General features: G+C 63.0%; 10 protein-coding genes. 2 read left to right on the top strand and 8 right to left on the bottom strand.

The window, feature by feature from the left end; translation table 11 throughout:
• Together metH and AB8A23_RS29515 are read left to right on the top strand one after the other, a co-directional pair.
• The gene (metH, locus tag AB8A23_RS29520) at nucleotides 1–3,846 is read left to right on the top strand and encodes a methionine synthase (RefSeq protein WP_439057433.1); all 3,846 of its coding nucleotides are present in this window, start codon (nucleotides 1–3) and stop codon (nucleotides 3,844–3,846) included.
• Between the two features lie 638 nt (nucleotides 3,847–4,484).
• On the top strand, nucleotides 4,485–4,733 hold the full coding sequence (locus AB8A23_RS29515) for a hypothetical protein (RefSeq protein ID WP_089261574.1): 249 nt from the start codon (nucleotides 4,485–4,487) through the stop codon (nucleotides 4,731–4,733).
• 64 nt (nucleotides 4,734–4,797) lie between these two features.
• Here the strand turns inward: AB8A23_RS29515 and glpK are convergent, their stop codons facing one another.
• The 8 genes from glpK to AB8A23_RS29475 all read right to left on the bottom strand — a co-directional run bounded on the left by glpK (nucleotide 4,798) and on the right by AB8A23_RS29475 (nucleotide 16,556).
• Nucleotides 4,798–6,297: a glycerol kinase GlpK gene (gene glpK / locus AB8A23_RS29510; RefSeq protein ID WP_439057432.1), complete on the bottom strand. Its 1,500-nt coding sequence runs from the start codon at nucleotides 6,295–6,297 to the stop codon at nucleotides 4,798–4,800.
• A 91-nt stretch (nucleotides 6,298–6,388) separates the two neighbouring features.
• Nucleotides 6,389–7,591, bottom strand: a complete 1,203-nt coding sequence (locus AB8A23_RS29505; protein ID WP_439057431.1) for an FAD-dependent oxidoreductase — start codon at nucleotides 7,589–7,591, stop codon at nucleotides 6,389–6,391.
• Nucleotides 7,592–7,859: 268 nt separating this feature from the next.
• Entirely contained in the window at nucleotides 7,860–8,630 is a 771-nt protein-coding gene (locus AB8A23_RS29500; protein WP_320447125.1) for an SDR family NAD(P)-dependent oxidoreductase, read from the bottom strand.
• Nucleotides 8,631–8,838: 208 nt separating this feature from the next.
• Nucleotides 8,839–9,981, bottom strand: a complete 1,143-nt coding sequence (gene pimD, locus AB8A23_RS29495; RefSeq protein WP_089261584.1) for a pimeloyl-CoA dehydrogenase small subunit — start codon at nucleotides 9,979–9,981, stop codon at nucleotides 8,839–8,841.
• Between the two features lie 220 nt (nucleotides 9,982–10,201).
• On the bottom strand, nucleotides 10,202–11,389 hold the full coding sequence (pimC, locus tag AB8A23_RS29490; protein ID WP_089261586.1) for a pimeloyl-CoA dehydrogenase large subunit: 1,188 nt from the start codon (nucleotides 11,387–11,389) through the stop codon (nucleotides 10,202–10,204).
• Nucleotides 11,390–11,417: 28 nt separating this feature from the next.
• A complete protein-coding gene (locus tag AB8A23_RS29485) occupies nucleotides 11,418–12,605 on the bottom strand; it encodes an acetyl-CoA C-acyltransferase (protein WP_439057430.1) in 1,188 nt (395 codons plus the stop codon).
• The gene (gene pimA / locus AB8A23_RS29480) at nucleotides 12,602–14,305 is read right to left on the bottom strand and encodes a dicarboxylate--CoA ligase PimA (RefSeq protein WP_439057429.1); all 1,704 of its coding nucleotides are present in this window, start codon (nucleotides 14,303–14,305) and stop codon (nucleotides 12,602–12,604) included. Before pimA ends, AB8A23_RS29485 begins: the two co-directional genes overlap by 4 nt.
• 166 nt (nucleotides 14,306–14,471) lie before the next feature.
• Nucleotides 14,472–16,556 carry a 3-hydroxyacyl-CoA dehydrogenase NAD-binding domain-containing protein gene (locus tag AB8A23_RS29475; RefSeq protein ID WP_093759244.1) on the bottom strand — a complete coding sequence of 695 codons (2,085 nt, stop codon included), beginning with the start codon at nucleotides 16,554–16,556 and terminating at the stop codon, nucleotides 14,472–14,474.
• Nucleotides 16,557–16,682 lie beyond the last annotated feature (126 nt).

Raw genomic sequence — 16,682 nt, 5'->3', positions numbered from 1 at the left:
ATGTCCGTACCCGTTTCGCCGAAGCGTACCGAACTGCTTGCCGCCGCTGCCGAGCGCATTCTCGTGCTCGACGGTGCCATGGGCACCATGATCCAGGGTCTGCAATTCGACGAGGCCGCATTCCGTGGTGAGCGCTACAAGGATTTCCACCGCGACCTCCGCGGCAACAACGACCTGTTGATCCTGACGCAGGCCGACGCCATCGAGGATATTCACGCGCAATATCTGCGCGCCGGTGCCGACATCGTCGCGACCAACACGTTCTCCTCGACCTCGATCGCGCAGGCCGATTACGACCTGCAGGCCATCGCCTATGAGATGAGCCGCGAAGGCGCGCGCCTCGCCAAGAACGCCGCGATCACCGTCGCTGCCGAGGACGGCAAGCCGCGCTTCGTCGCCGGCGCCATCGGCCCGACCAACCGCACCGCCTCGATCTCGCCGGATGTCGCCAATCCCGGCTATCGCGCGGTGACCTTCGACGATCTGCGCATCGCCTATAGCGAGCAGATCAACGGTTTGCTCGACGGCGGTGCTGATCTCTTGCTGGTCGAGACCATCTTCGACACGCTGAACGCCAAGGCGGCGCTCTATGCCATTGCCGAAATCTGCGAGGCGCGCGGCATCGACGTGCCCGTAATGATCTCCGGCACCATCACCGACAAGTCCGGACGCCTGCTGTCAGGCCAGATGCCGGAAGCGTTCTGGAATTCGGTGAAGCACGCCAGGCCAGCCACCATTGGCTTCAATTGCGCCCTAGGCGCCGAAGACCTGCGCGCGCATATCGCCGATATCGGCCGCGTCGCCGATACCCTCGTCTGCGCCTATCCGAATGCCGGCCTGCCCAACGAATTCGGCCAGTATGACGAGAGCCCGGAATTCATGGCGGGGCTGATCGGCGAGTTCGCTGCCAGCGGCCTCGTCAATGTGGTCGGCGGCTGCTGCGGCACCACGCCGGACCATATCGCGGCCATCGCCAAGGCCGTCGCGCCGCACAAGCCGCGCGTTGTACCGGAGATCGCACCGCTCCTGCGCCTGTCAGGTCTGGAGCCGTTCGAACTGACCTCGGCGATTCCCTTCGTGAATGTCGGCGAGCGCACCAACGTCACCGGCTCGGCTAAATTCCGCAAGCTGATCACCGCCGGCGACTACACCGCCGCGCTGCAGGTGGCGCGCGACCAGGTCGAGAACGGCGCACAAGTCATCGACGTCAATATGGACGAAGGCCTGCTGGATTCTGAAGCGGCGATGGTCGAGTTCCTCCATCTCGTCGCCTCCGAGCCGGATATCGCCCGCGTCCCGGTGATGGTCGACTCGTCGAAATTCAACGTCATCGAAGCCGGCCTGAAATGCGTTCAGGGCAAGCCGATCGTCAATTCGATCTCGATGAAGGAAGGCGTGGAGAAATTCATCGTTGAGGCCAAGATCGCGCAGCGCCATGGCGCCGCTGTGGTCGTGATGGCGTTCGACGAGGTCGGCCAGGCCGATACGTTCGCGCGCAAGACCGAGATCTGCAAACGCGCTTACGACATTCTGGTAGGTGAGCTGAACTTCCCGCCGGAAGACATCATTTTCGATCCGAACATTTTCGCCATCGCGACTGGCCTCGAAGAGCACAACAATTACGGCGTCGACTTCATCGAGGCGACGCGCTGGATCCGGCAGAACCTGCCGCATGCGCATATCTCCGGCGGCGTCTCCAACCTCTCCTTCTCGTTCCGCGGCAACGAGCCGGTTCGCGAAGCGATGCATTCGGTGTTCCTGTATCACGCCATCAAGGCGGGCATGGATATGGGCATCGTCAATGCCGGACAGATGATCGTCTATGACGACATCGATCCCGAGCTGCGCCAGGTCTGCGAAGACGTCATTCTCAACCGCGATCCCGGCGCCTCCGAACGTCTGCTCGAACTGGCCGAGAAATTCCGCGGCCAGACCAAGCAGGCGAAGGAACAGGATCTGTCCTGGCGCGAATGGCCGGTGGAGAAGCGGCTGAGCCACGCGCTGGTGCACGGCATCACCCAATATATCGACGAGGACACCGAAGCTGCGCGCCTGACCGTGGCGCGCCCGCTGCATGTCATCGAGGGCCCGCTGATGGCCGGCATGAATATCGTCGGCGATCTCTTTGGCGACGGAAAGATGTTCCTGCCGCAGGTGGTGAAGTCGGCCCGCGTGATGAAGCAGGCGGTGGCTTACCTGATGCCGTTCATGGAGCAGGAGAAGGCCGACAATCTCGCTGCAGGTATCACCGGCGATGGCCGCAAGAATGCCGGCAAGATTGTGCTCGCCACTGTGAAGGGCGATGTCCACGACATCGGCAAGAACATTGTCGGCATCGTGCTCCAGTGCAACAATTTCGAGGTCATCGATCTCGGCGTCATGGTGCCGGCCTCCAAGATCATCGACACCGCCAAGGCCGAAGGCGCCGACATCATCGGCCTGTCCGGCCTGATCACGCCGTCGCTCGACGAGATGACATTTTTGGCCGGCGAGATGGAACGGCAGGGTTTGAAGATGCCGCTGCTGATCGGCGGCGCGACGACCAGCCGTGTGCATACCGCGGTGAAGATCGATCCGAACTACCGCGCCGGCGCTGTGGTGCATGTCAACGATGCCAGCCGCGCCGTGGGTGTTGCATCGTCGCTGCTGTCGCCTGAGAAGAGCGTCGCCTATGCGGCCGAGGTGCGCGCCGATTATGCGAAGATCTCCGCGGCGCATTTCCGCGCCCAGCAGGACAAGAAGCGGCTGTCGCTCGTCGCTGCGCGGGCCAATGCGCATGTCGCGGACTTCAGCAAGACGGTGCGCAAGCCGACCTTCCTGGGCATCCGGACTTTCAGCGATTATTCGCTCGAAGAGCTTGCTGCCTATATCGACTGGACGCCGTTCTTCCAGACTTGGGAACTGTCCGGCCGTTTCCCCGGCATCCTCACCGACAGCGTGGTCGGCGAAGTCGCGACGTCGCTCTATGCCGATGCGCAGAAGATGCTCAAGCAGATCGTCGAGGAGAAGTGGTTCACGGCGAAGGCAACCATCGGCTTCTGGCCGGCCAACGCCGTGGGCGATGACATCCGCCTCTATGCCGATGACACACGCACAACTGAGATCGCGACGCTCTACACGTTGCGCCAGCAGCTCGAAAAGCGCGAGGGCCGCTTCAACGCAGCGCTCTCCGACTTCATCGCGCCGAAGACCTCGAATGTGCCGGATTATATCGGCGGCTTCGTCGTCACAGCGGGCATCGGCGAGGACATCATCGCCGACCGCTTCAAGAATGCGAATGACGACTATTCGTCGATCCTGTGCAAGGCGCTGGCCGACCGTCTCGCCGAAGCCTTCGCCGAGCGCATGCATGAGCGCGTCCGCAAGGAGTTCTGGGCCTATGCGCCGGACGAGAACATCTCGACCGACGACCTGATCCTGGAGAAGTATCAGGGCATCCGCCCTGCTCCCGGCTATCCCGCACAGCCCGATCACACCGAGAAGGCGACGATCTTCAAATTGCTCGATGCGGAGAACACTGCGGGCGTAACACTCACCGAAAGCTACGCCATGTGGCCGGGCTCGTCGGTGTCCGGGCTCTATTTCAGCCATCCCGAGAGCTATTATTTCGGCGTCGGCAAGATCGAGCGCGATCAGGTCGAGGAATATGCCGCGCGCAAGAACATGAGCGTGGCCGAGGTGGAACGTTGGCTGGCGCCTGTGCTGAACTACATTCCGGGTGCCGGTGCCGAGCCTGCACCGGTCGCCGTACCCGCGCCTGCCAATGACGAACTCGCGACCCATCCGCCGGGATGTAACTGCGCGGTGCATTTGATGTATCGCGGCAAGAAGGTCGGCGTGAAGTAGCGCTTTGCAAGTCGCAGGATGTGCTTGTCAAACAGCCACGCTCTCGCAGTCTCGCGGCTCAATGAGCCCGAGTTGTGCGGATAGTCTCCCCTCGAAACATGAGGGGTGGCGGCGCGCCGTGAGGCGCAAAGGGTGGTTTTATCGCGATCCGCTCCACCGGAACGCCGGCAAGCTGCAACCGCGCAACGCCTCACGGCGCACCACCGCGGCGATTTCTGTCCCCGGGACCGCTCTTCCGGGCAAAGGCGCAGAGCTCCGCACTCCGCTGATCCCGACGGTTTCCCGCCGTTCACCAATGCCACGTCCAGCCAGCATGAGTGGCAGACCCCCGTAGTGGGGCCGGACGGTGACCCAAGGCCTCCCGAGTGCGCGGGGTACGTCACCCCACACCCGCAGGCGCCGCATCCCTGTTCCACTTCAAGACGCCTCATGAAGCGCCCCTCGCGAACGGGATAAAAGGCATATAGACCTATATCGGATTTTAGTCAATAGAGCGCGAGGGATTATTTTCTCCCTCCCTCCCACCGCCGCGACGAATTCCGGTCCCGGCAAAGTTATCGTTTCAATCCCGTGGCGACGGAACGATCAGGAAGGCCGCAGCTTGTCGTATGCGCAATATTTGCGTTTGGAGGGTTGAAATGAAACGTACCATGATCGCGACGGCAGCCGCGGCACTCCTGGGTCTGGGCCTGATGCTTCCAGCGAACGCCATGCCGGTCGGTGGGCTTGCACCTGCGAGCACCGCCAGCGACATCATCCAGATTCGTGGCCATGGCGGCGGACATCACGGCATGCACCGCGGCGGGCGTGGACATCATTACGGCTGGGGCCGCGGACGCGGCCATCATTATGGTTGGTCGCGCGGACGGCATCGCGGCTGGCGCTAGAATCTGACATGACCATCATAGGAGCCGCCGCACAGGCGGCTCTTTCTGTTTGGTGAGCAAGCTTTCAATCTTTCCCCGGATCGCTCGCCAATACCCCCTTCACTGCCTGCGCCCAGCCCTTCAGTTTTCGTGTCCGTGTGGCTTCGCTCATGGCCGGCTTGAAGCGGTGTTCGAGCCGCCAGTTGTCGGCGAATTTGGCAGGCTCCGGAAATACGCCGGCCGTGAGACCGGCGAGATAGGCAGCACCCAGCGCGGTGGTTTCCTGGATCATCGGGCGATCGACTGGTGCATTCAGGAGATCGGCGAGACGCTGCATGGTCCAGTCCGATGCGGTCATGCCGCCATCGACGCGCAGCACGACAGTCGCAGCGGAGACATCGGGCCAGTCAGCACGCATCGCCGCATAGAGATCCCTCGTCTGATAGCAGACGCTTTCCAGCGCGGCATGGGCGAGTTCGGCCGGGCCGGTGTTGCGCGTCAGTCCGAACAGCGCTCCGCGCACATCGGGATTCCAGTAAGGCGCACCGAGGCCGACAAAGGCCGGGACCAGATAGACCGATTGCGAAGAATCGTTCTGATCAGCGAGCGGCCCGCTTTCGGCCGCGCTCTTGATGATGCCGAGCCCGTCACGCAGCCACTGCACGGCGGAGCCGGCAACGAAGATCGAACCTTCCAGCGCATAGGTCCGCACGCCGTTGAGCTGATAGGCAACCGTGGTGAGCAGCTTGTTCTTCGATTGCACCGGCGTCGTGCCGGTGTTGAGCAGCGCAAAACAGCCGGTGCCGTAAGTCGACTTGATCATGCCCGGCGCGAAACAGGCCTGCCCGATGGTTGCAGCCTGCTGATCCCCGGCAATGCCGCCGATGATGATCGTGCCACCGAACAGATCGGTGCTGCCGAAATCCGACGAAGAGTCCTGCACCCTGGGCAGCATCGCCTTGGGCACACGCAGCAGCTTCAGCAGTTCGTCGTCCCATTCACCGGTGTGGATGTTGAAGAGCTGCGTGCGCGAGGCATTGGTGGCGTCGGTGGCATGCACCTTGCCCGCCGTCAGCCGCCACAGCAGATAGCAATCGACAGTGCCGAACAGCAATTCGCCGCGCTCGGCGCGGTCGCGCGCGCCGGGGACATGATCGAGAATCCACGCCACTTTCGTTCCGGAGAAATACGGATCGATGATCAGGCCGGTCTTTTGCGTGATCAACGGCTCATGGCCGTCGGCTTTCATCTGGGCGCAGATCTCCGCGGTGCGGCGGTCCTGCCAGACGATGGCACGGTGCACAGCCTGGCCGGTGACGCGGTCCCACACCACCACCGTCTCGCGCTGATTGGTGATGCCGATGGCGGCAATATCCTTCGCGGTAACGTCGGCCTTCGTCATGGCCTCGTGGCAAACGGCCAACGTCGAGGTCCAGATATCCTCGGGCTCATGCTCGACCCAGCCGGAGGCCGGGAAATGCTGCGGGAATTCCTGCTGCGCACTGGCCGCGATCGAGATGTCGGCGCGAAAGATCATCGCGCGCGAGGATGTGGTGCCTTGATCGATGGCCATCACGAAAGACATGACGTTTCTTCCCGAAAGATTGTGGTCGCGTTGTGTTGGGAGGCGCAGGCAACCGGATTAGCGCGGGCGCGTCAAGCGGCAGCGCCGGCGGTCAAGTCGCCGAGTCGATCATCATGACCAGAGCGGACGCGACCATCGCCAGTTCGCGCGGCAGCGTCTCGCGGGCCCGCCGCACCATGCCCTCGCCCAGCCGGCCGAAGAAACGTGCCCAGCGCTGTGCGCGCCAATACAGCGAATTCTCTGTTGTCACCGAGCGCAGCTTGAACGCCTTGCCGGTGGCCCAGGCGTCGCATTCCAGTTTCAGAGGATCGGCGTAATATTGCGCGATCTTGTCGGCGCCCATGCCATCGGTCGCGAGCCAGTTCGGGATGTGTACGCTGCAAAGCTGCGCGACATCGGTGAACACCTTGTCGGTGCCGGTGCCGCTGCCCGGGCACGGCGAAGCAAAGGCATCGCCCACCAGCACGACGCCAGGCTGGACCACGTTGTCGCTCTCATAGAGATCGATGGGGCGGATCCTGATATCGCCGGATATCTTGTAGTCGCCGATCAGCGCGCGCAGTTTCGGCAGGCAGGCGTCAAGCGCCGCCTCGGGCGTCCGGCGCATCTGGCGAATCCAGGGATCGTCGGTCTCGCGATAGACGAACAGGTTGCCGCGCATGGCCTTGCCAATGGGAAACAGCGTGACATAGGCGGTGCGATGAACCGTCGTTTCGGCAAAGTAGGTCAGCGCCGGAAAGGCAAAACGTTCACGGCCGACGGGCGCGATATCGAAACCCACCGAGATCGAATGATTGGCCGAGATGACCGGGCGGCCGATATTGAGCTGATTGCGCAGGCTGACACTGGCGCCATTGGCGAGGACAACGAGACGCGCGGAAATCTCCTCGCCATTGGACAGGCCGATGGTCTGACGGTCATCCGATGTGGCGATCGACGTCGCCTTGGCGTGAATGGTCTCGACAGATGACGGGATCTGGCCACGCACGGTATTGACCAGCGTGTCGTAGAGAAAGCCGTGCTGCTGGCTGGGGCGCTTGTCGATCACGCGGCCGAAACGCGCGATCCAGATCTCGTCGTCATGGGTGGCGGCACCGAGCACCGCATCGACGAGACCCGTCTTGCGGAGCCGCTCGAGCTGGACGCCGCCGCTGATCTTCTCGCAGCGGAGTTCGGGCGGATGGACCTGATGCGGCTCGATCAGGATTGCAGACACACCGGCGCGACCGAGCATCGCCGCAGCCGTCGACCCGGCGAGGCCGCCACCAATGATCGCGATATCCGTCTGCCGCACGGGAACTCTCCAGCTGCGGCTATCCGTGCGCCCTAAGTGTTAAAAAACGGGAAAGGATTGAGGCAGGCGGCAAGTGGCTACCGCCGGAGGTTTATTTCGCGGGATTTCTTACCCTCCCCTGCAGGGGGGCGGGTCGGCGATCATCGCGCGCAGCGCGGTGAGAGGCGGGGTGGGGTGAAGCTGCGGGCGACAGCGTCTGTGGCTTCACCCCACCCCGACGAACGCTACGCGTTCGTCGACCCTCCCCCTTCAGGGGAGGGTAAGGACGTCACACCGATGCGGTCGTCACGCCGCCGTCGATGACGATGGTCTGGCCGGTCATGAAGGTGGAGGAATCCGAGCCGAGATAGGCGACGGCACCGGCGATCTCGTGGGGCTCGCCGATCCGGCGCAGCGGCGTGGTCGCGGTGCGGCGCTTGAGATTGGCCTCGTCTTCCCACAGCGCTTTCGCGAAGTCGGTCTTCACCAGCCCAGGCGCGATGCAATTGACGCGCACGCCCTTCGGTCCCCATTCGCCGGCGAGACTGCGGCACAGGGAGAAGTCGGCAGCCTTGGAGATGCCGTAGGCGCCAATCACCGTGGAGCCGCGCAAGCCGCCGATGGAAGAGATAATGACCACCGAGCCCTTGCCGCGCTCGGCCATCGCCGGGATCGCCTTGGCGCAAAGCCAGATGTTGCTCTTGACGTTGGAGCCCATGATCTTGTCGAAGGCTTCGTCGGCGATATCGAGCAGCGGACCGTAATAGGGATTCACCGCCGCATTGCAGACCAGAATGTCGATCGGGCCGTAGTGCTTCACCGTGCCGTCGATCAGGCCTTCGACTTCGTCGCGGCGCGAGATGTTGCACGGGATGACATGGGCATCGCCGCCATTAGCCTTGATGCCATCGACCACGGCCTGACAGGCATCGGCCTTGCGGCTGGAGACGACAACCTTGGCACCGAGGCTGGCGAGCAATTCCGCGGAGGCCTTGCCAATGCCGCGGCTGGACCCGGTGATGACGGCGACCTTACCGGTGAGATCGAATGGATTTTTCACGGGCGGTCTCCTTGTTGTTGATTGATTTTAGCGACGGCGCATTCCTTCTCCCCGCATGCGGGGAGAAGGTGGCTCGAATGCGCGTAGCGCGTTCGAGTCGGATGCGGGGGACTCTCCACGAGTTCATGAGCGCGTGGAGAGTCCCCCTCACCCGGATTGCTTCGCAATCCGACCTCTCCCCGCAAGCGGGGAGAGGTTAAGAGCAGAGTTACTCCGTGATCCCGCCCGCCTGCGCGACGCGGCGGAGGTGATAATCGGCATCGCCGAACTGCTGCTCGATCATGGTCAGCCGCTTGAAGTAGTGGCCGATCTTGTACTCCATGGTCACGCCGACGCCGCCATGCAGCTGCACGCCGCCCTGGCCGACGAAGCGCGCGGAGCGGCCGATCTGCACCTTGGCAGCGGCGACCGTCTTGGTGCGTTCGTCGAGATCGGTGAAGCTCGATGCCATCGAGGCCAGGAACGACATGCTGCGCGCGGTCTCCAGCGCGGTGAACATGTCGGCCGCACGGTGCTGCAGCGCCTGGAACGAGCCGATGGCGACGCCGAACTGCTTGCGCTCCTTGATGTATTCGACGGAGATCTTCAGCGCTTCTTCCATCGCGCCGACCGCTTCGGCGCACAGTGCGATGCGCGCGTCATCGACGACCTGATTGACGATCGACAAGCCATCCTCGGCATTGCCGATCGCGGCGTCAGCGCCGACTTCGACATTGTTCAGCTTGATATCGGCGGCGCGGCTGCCGTCCTGCGTCTCATAGCCCTTGATGTCGACGCCCTTGGCATTGGCGGGCACCAGGAACACGCCGACGCCCTTGGCGTCGCGCTGGCCACCGGCCGTGCGCGCGGTGACGATCAGCGTATCGGCAGTATCGCCGTGACCGACGACGAACTTCTCGCCGGACAACGTGTAGCCCGAACCGCTCTTCTTGGCCGACGTCTTGATGTCCCCGAGGTCATAGCGTGAATCACGCTCGACCTGTGCGAAAGCCATGGTCTTGGAGCCGTCGATGATCCCGGGCAGATGCGCAGCACGCTGCTCCGCAGAGGCGCGGCGCAGGAAACCGCCGCCGAGCACCACCGTGTCGAGATAGGGCTCGACCACGAGATTACGGCCCAGCGCTTCCATCACGATCATGGTCTCGATCGGACCGGCGCCGAAGCCGCCATCGTCCTCGGAGAACGGCAGGCCGAGCAGGCCCTGTTCGGCAAACTTGCCCCAGACGTCGCGGCTCCAGCCACCCTTCTCGGCGCGATACTTCTTGCGAGCCTCGAATTCGTAGGACGATTTCAGCAGGCCGTCGACGCTGTCCTTGAGGAGGCGTTGCTCCTCCGACAAATCAAAATCCATGGTCTTTCTCTCTCGGATCGCGCGTAACGCGCGTGTGAATGTGTTTAAGCTCCCTAACCTCTCCCCGCTTGCGGGGAGAGGTTAGGGCGAGCGAAGCGGAGCCTTCGGGTGAGGGGGACTATCCGCGGGCCCCGAGCCGGCGGAGGCTCCCCTCATCCGGTCCGAATGCGCTACGCGCAATCGGACCACCTTCTCCCCGCAAGCGGGGAGAAGGAAGACATCAAAGCCCCAGCACCGCTTTCGCGATGATGTTGCGCTGGATCTCGTTGGAGCCGCCATAGATCGACACCTTGCGGTAGTTGAAATAGGTCGGCGCGATCGGCGAGGCCCAGTCGCCCTCTTCGTTCTGCCCCTCGCCTTCCGGCATGAACGGCAGTGCGAACGGCCCGGTGACTTCGAGCAGCAGCTCGGTGAGCGTCTGCTGGATTTCCGAACCCTTGATCTTGAGGATCGACGAGGCCGGATCCGGCTTGCCCTTGCCGTGCTTGCCTTCGGCCGCGACGACGCGCATCTGCGTCAGTTCGAGCGCCTTCAGCTCGATCTCGGTCGCAGCCAGCTTCTGGCGGAACTGCGGATCCTCGATCAGCGGCTTGTCACCGGACATCACGCTGGACGCCAGCTCCTTGATGCGGCGGATGCGCTCCTTCGACATGCCGACGCGCGCGATATTGACGCGCTCGTTGCCGAGCAGGAATTTGGCGTAATCCCAGCCCTTGTTCTCTTCACCGACCAGATTCTCGGCCGGCACCACGACCTCATCGAAGAACACTTCGTTGACTTCGACGCCGCCATCGATGGTCTGGATCGGGCGGACGGTGATGCCCTTCGACTTCATGTCGATGAGGATGAAGGAGATGCCCGACTGCTTCTTCGCATCGGGGTCGGTGCGACAAAGGCAGAAGATCCAGTCGGCATGTTGCGCGAGCGTGGTCCAGGTCTTCTGGCCGTTGACGATATAGGTATCGCCCTTCTTCTTCGCCGTGGTCTTCAGCGAGGCGAGGTCCGAACCCGAGCCCGGCTCCGAGAAGCCCTGGCACCACCAGTCGTCCATATTTGCGATGCGCGGCAGGAAGTGCTTCTTCTGCTGCTCATTGCCGAAAGTGTAGATCACCGGGCCAACCATGTTGACGCCGAACGGCAGCGGCGGCGGCGCGGGGGTCTTCTGCAGCTCTTCCAGGAAGATGTACTGCTTCGCGGCACTCCAGCCGGTGCCGCCATATTCCTGCGGCCAATGCGGGACGGCCCAGCCCTTCTTGTTGAGCGTGCGCTGCCAGTTCACCAGGTCGTCTTTGCTGGTGTGGTGACCTTCCTGCAGTTTCTTGCGCACCGCCGGGTCGAGGCTTTCGCGGAAAAAGGTGCGCACCTCGTCGCGGAATGCTGTTTCTTCTTTGCTGAAGCTCAGATCCATCGGATCCTCCTTGTGAGCAGATGTGTAATTACTGAACGATTTCGAGCAGTCCGGCGGAGCCCATGCCGCCGCCGACGCACATGGTGACGACGGCGTATTTCGCCTTGCGGCGACGGCCTTCGATCAGCGCGTGACCGGCGAGACGTGCGCCCGACATGCCATAGGGATGGCCGACCGAGATCGCGCCACCATTGACGTTGAGCTTTTCCGGATCGATGCCGAGCTTGTCGCGGCAGTATAGAACCTGCACGGCGAAGGCTTCATTGAGTTCCCAGAGATCGATGTCTTCGATCTTGAGGCCATGACGCTTCAAGAGGCGCGGCACGGCGAACACCGGACCGATGCCCATTTCATCCGGCTCGCAGCCGGCCGAAACGAAGCCGCGGAAGATGCCGAGCGGCTTGAGGCCCTTCTGTGCGGCGAGCTTGTCGCTCATGATCACGGTGGCACTGGCGCCGTCCGAGAGCTGCGACGCATTGCCGGCGGTGATGGTGAAGCCATCGCCGCGCACAGCCTTCAGGCCGGCGAGACCTTCCGCGGTGGTTTCCGGACGTGGACCTTCATCCTTCGACAGCGTGATGTCCTTGAACGAGACTTCGCCGGTCGCCTTGTCGACGACACCCATCCTGGTCGCGATCGGCGCCAGCTCATCGTTGAACTTTCCACCCTGCTGTGCAGCCGCGGTGCGGCGCTGGCTTTCCAGCGAATACTCGTCCTGGCGTTCGCGCGAGATGTTGTAGCGCTTGGCCACCGTCTCGGCAGTGTCGAGCATCGGCATATAGACGTCGCCCTTGATCTTCATCAGTTCGGGATCGACGGTGTGGAACTTGTTGGCATGCTCGTTCTGCACCAGCGAGATCGACTCGCCGCCGCCACCGACCGCGATCTCGACGCCGTCGAAGATCACCGAACGCGCAGCCAGTGCAATCGCCTGCAGGCCCGAAGCGCACTGACGATCGATGGTGGTGCCGCCAACCGTGACCGGCAGACCGGCGCGGAGCAGCGCCTTGCGTGCGATGTTGCCGCCGGTCGCGCCCTGCTGCAGGGCTGCGCCCATCACCACGTCCTCAACTTCCTTGGGATCGATGCCGGCGCGCTTGACGGCGTGCTCGATGGCATGGCCGAGCAGCGTCGCGCCTTCGGTGGCATTAAGGGCACCGCGATAGGCCTTGCCGATCGGCGTGCGGGCGGTGGAAACGATAACGGCTTCGGTCATGGGCGGGGTCCTCCGGAGGCGGTTTGTTGTTGCAAAGCGGTTTGTTGAGTCATGATGGGCGTGGGTTGCAGGCCACGCAAGGCGTGGCGCGAGAGTTTTCCGACCGCGGTGCGCGGCAAATCATCGACGAAGTCCACGGCTGCCGGCAATTCATGCTTGCCGAGCTTGCCGGTGAGAAACGCGCGCAGCTCGTCGATGGTGAACGGCGCCGCGCCATTTCGCAGCCTGATAAAGGCCTTGGCCGCCTCGCCGCGATACTGATCGGTGACACCGATGACGATCACTTCCTGCACCGACGGATGTTCGTAGATCGCCTGCTCGATCATCTGCGGATAGACGTTGAAACCGCCGGAGATGATCATGTCCTTCTTGCGATCGACCAGATAGAAGAATCCGTCTTCATCCATGTAGCCGATATCGCCGGTGAGGAAGCGATCGCCGACGAATGACTCGGCACTCTCCTGCGCGCGGTTCCAGTAGCCTTTGGTGACGTTCGGCCCCTTGATGCGGATTTCGCCGGTCTCGTTGACACCGAGCACCCTGGTCGGGTCATCGAGCGACACAACGTCAATGTCGATCCCCGGCAGCATCAGGCCGATCGAGCCCGGCTTGTCGAGGCCGCCCGGCGGATGGCTGGTGCCGGGCGAACAGGTCTCGGTCATGCCCCAGCCGCTCTTCAGCGACAGGCCAGTCTTACGCTCGAACAGACGCGCCACTTCATCGGGCAACGGCGCACCGCCAGAGGCCGCCGACACCAGCGACGACAGATCGCGCGTTTCCAGCGACGGATCGGCCGCGATGGCGATCCACATGGTGGGGACGCCGGGAAATACGGTGGCTTTCTTTTTCTCAATATCCTCGAGCACGCGGCTGACATCGAAACGCTGATGCAGCGAGATGGTGTCGCCAAGGCTGATGCGGGCGAGCAGGATCACGGTCAGTGCATAGATGTGAAACAACGGCAGCACACAGATGACGCGCTCGATCCGATTGCGCCCGGCGCGTGCCGGCGCGCCCCATAGATTATAGATCGAGACCGCCGAGGTCAGATTGCCGTGGCTGAGCATCGCGCCCTTGGGCAGGCCGGTGGTGCCGCCGGTATATTGCAGCAGCGCCACATCATCCGCTGAAATCTCGGGCCACTGCGCAGGCAACGTGGCACCCGCGGTGAAATTACGAAAGGTGACAATCGCGGGATTTTCCGGCAGCGGCAGCTGCGGATTGTTCACCGCGCCCCAGTCGTCGTCTTCACAGACGATCAGCCTGTCGAGCAGGCCCTTATCAAGAAACTTCAGCGCCATCGGCAGCAACGCGGCAAGGTTGCTCGTCACCAGCACGCGCGCGCCGGAATCCTTGAGCTTGTGCGAGAGTGCGATCTCACCATCGAGCGGCGACAGATGCACGAGCCGCGCGCCGGCCTTGAGACCGCCGAAGAAATGGACCGGATGATCGGGCGTATTGCCGAGGAAGATGCCGATGGAGGAGCCCTTGCCATAGCCGGCGCGCATCAGCGCGGCAGCGACGATATCGACGCGCGCCTGCAGATCGTTGAACGAGATTGGCTGATCGCGGAATTCGATGGCGGTGCGGTCGCCATGTTTTGCAACGGAGTCGGCAAGCAGGCCCGGCAGCGACCCACGCGCAATCGGCGCGTCCCATCTGACGCCCGGTGGGTAGTGCTGTTCGCCGGGATGGGTCATGGCGTGGCCTGCTTACATAAGGAGCGCACGGCGCCAATGTTCCCTCCCCCCTTGCGGGGGAGGGTCAGGGAGGGGGGTAAGCCACAAGTGACGTCGCCCGGGGACCCCCGCCCCCGGCCCCTCCCCGCAAGGGGGAGGGGAGCACATCGTGCTCGCGTCACCACAACTAGCCCTTCGCCAGCGAAGCAAACGTCTTGCCTTCATCCGCCAGCTTCTTCAGCAGCGCGGCCGGCTCTAGCGACGGATCGTTGGTCTGCTTGGCGTAGAACTGCAGGCGCTCGACGATCTGCTTGAGACCGACCTGATCGGCATAGAACATCGGGCCGCCGCGATAGATCGGCCAGCCATAGCCATAGAGCCAGATCACGTCGATATCGCTCGGGCGCGATGCGACCTTCTCTTCGAGGATGCGGGCACCCTCGTTGATCATCGGATACATCATGCGTTCCAGGATTTCCTGATCGCTGACGGCGCGACGGGTCAGGCCCAGGCTCCGGCAGGTATCGTCGATGAGCTTCTCGACGTCCGGATCCGGGACCGGCGCGCGGGAGCCGGCTTCATACTTGTAATAGCCCTTGCCGGTCTTCTGACCGAAGCGGCCGGCTTCGCAGAGCGCGTCGGCGATCGGCGAGGTGATGCCGCGATCCTTGCGCGAGCGCCAGCCGATATCGAGGCCGGCGAGATCGCCCATGGCGAACGGACCCATCGGCATGCCGAACTTGGTGACGACTGCATCGACCTGCTGCGGCAGCGCGCCTTCGAACAGCAGCTTCTCGGACTGCTTGGAGCGGGCCGCGAGCATGCGGTTGCCGACGAAGCCGTCGGAGACGCCGACCACGGCCGGCACCTTGGCGATCTTGCGGGCGACAGCGACAGCGGTGACGAGCGCATCCGGCGCGGTCTTGTCGGCGCGGACGATTTCGCACAGCTTCATGACGTTGGCTGGCGAGAAGAAGTGCATGCCGAGCACGTCCTGCGGACGCTTGGTGACAGCTGCGATCTCGTCGATGTTCAGATACGAGGTGTTACTGGCGAGGATGGCGCCCGGCTTGGCATAGGCATCCAGCGCGGTGAACACTTCCTTCTTGATCGCCATGGTTTCGAACACGGCCTCGATCACCAGATCGACATCCTTGACGTTCTCAAGGCCAACGACGCCGTTGATCAGCGCCATGCGCTTGGCCGGCGCATCGGCAGGAATGCCGCCGCGCGCTGCAGTCGCCTCGTAATTCTTCTGCATGATACCGAGACCACGCTTGAGCTGCTCCTCGCCGGTCTCGATCAGCGTGACGGGAATACCGGCATTGGCGAAGGACATCGCAATACCGCCGCCCATGGTGCCGGCGCCGATGATGGCGACGCGCTCGACCGGACGGGGCTTGACGCCTTCCGGCACGTTCTGGACCTTGGCGGCTTCGCGCTCGGAGAAGAAGGCATAACGCTGCGCCTTCGACTGGTCGTCGGCGACCAGCTTGAGGAACATCTCGCGCTCCTTCTTGAGCGCCTCGTCGAACGGCACATCGAGCGTCCAGCTGACGGCTTCGGCGCAGGCCAGCGGCGCATTCATGCCGCGGTTCTTCTTGTTGGCGGCTGCGGCGGCGTTGGTGAAGATGGTGCGATCGGCGCGAGCGGCGGCGAGCTTGGAATCGTCGTTACGCAGCAGGCGCAGCGGACGCTTTTCGGCGATCACCTTGCGCGCGAAGGCTTCTGCGCCCGAGGCCGGACCTTCGACGATCTCTTCGATCAGACCGTTCTTCAAGGCTTCAGCAGCGCTGATCGGATCGCCGGTGACGACCATCTTGACGCCGAGTTCAGGACCGACTGCGCGCGGCAGGCGCTGCGTTCCGCCGGCACCCGGCAGGAGGCCGAGCTTCACTTCGGGCAGACCGAGCTTGGCTTCTTTTGTCGCCACGCGGAAATGACAGCCGAGTGTGAGCTCGAGGCCGCCGCCGAGCGCGGTGCCATGGATCGCGGCGATCACCGGTTTGGAACAATTCTCGATTTCCGAGATGACTTCGCTCAATCCGGGCGACTGCGGCGGCTTGCCGAATTCGGTGATGTCAGCGCCGGCAACGAAGGTACGGCCTGCGCATGCGATGACGATCGCCTTCACGGCAGGATCGGCAGCGGCCGTTTTGACGTTCTCAAAAATGCCGCGGCGAACCGCCGCACTCAGCGCATTTACAGGGGGAGAGTTGATCGTGACGATGGCGACTTCATCATGACGTTCAAGCTTTACGACATCGCTCACGGCATTCTCCTTGGCTACGTTTACCGGTCTGATTTTCTTAGTTTCGCACTGCGAAATTTAATTCCACATCTTGACACGGAGGGTTATTTTGAAGAGCGTCCCTTGTCAACGAGGGCCGTGGTGCAA

Source organism: Tardiphaga sp. 619_E2_N8_4 (assembly GCF_051810905.1).
Classification (GTDB): domain Bacteria; phylum Pseudomonadota; class Alphaproteobacteria; order Rhizobiales; family Xanthobacteraceae; genus Tardiphaga; species Tardiphaga robiniae.
This window is presented reverse-complemented; position numbering and strand designations above follow the sequence as displayed.

Excerpts from the sequence above, each read along its gene's own strand:
- pimD (WP_089261584.1), bottom strand. The coding sequence starts at position 9,981 with ATGGATTTTGATTTGTCGGAGGAGCAACGCCTCCTCAAGGACAGCGTC.
- glpK (WP_439057432.1), bottom strand. The coding sequence starts at position 6,297 with ATGTCTTTCGTGATGGCCATCGATCAAGGCACCACATCCTCGCGCGCG.
- AB8A23_RS29485 (WP_439057430.1), bottom strand. The coding sequence starts at position 12,605 with ATGACCGAAGCCGTTATCGTTTCCACCGCCCGCACGCCGATCGGCAAG.
- pimC (WP_089261586.1), bottom strand. The coding sequence starts at position 11,389 with ATGGATCTGAGCTTCAGCAAAGAAGAAACAGCATTCCGCGACGAGGTG.
- pimA (WP_439057429.1), bottom strand. The coding sequence starts at position 14,305 with ATGACCCATCCCGGCGAACAGCACTACCCACCGGGCGTCAGATGGGAC.
- AB8A23_RS29515 (WP_089261574.1), top strand. The coding sequence starts at position 4,485 with ATGAAACGTACCATGATCGCGACGGCAGCCGCGGCACTCCTGGGTCTG.
- metH (WP_439057433.1), top strand. The coding sequence starts at position 1 with ATGTCCGTACCCGTTTCGCCGAAGCGTACCGAACTGCTTGCCGCCGCT.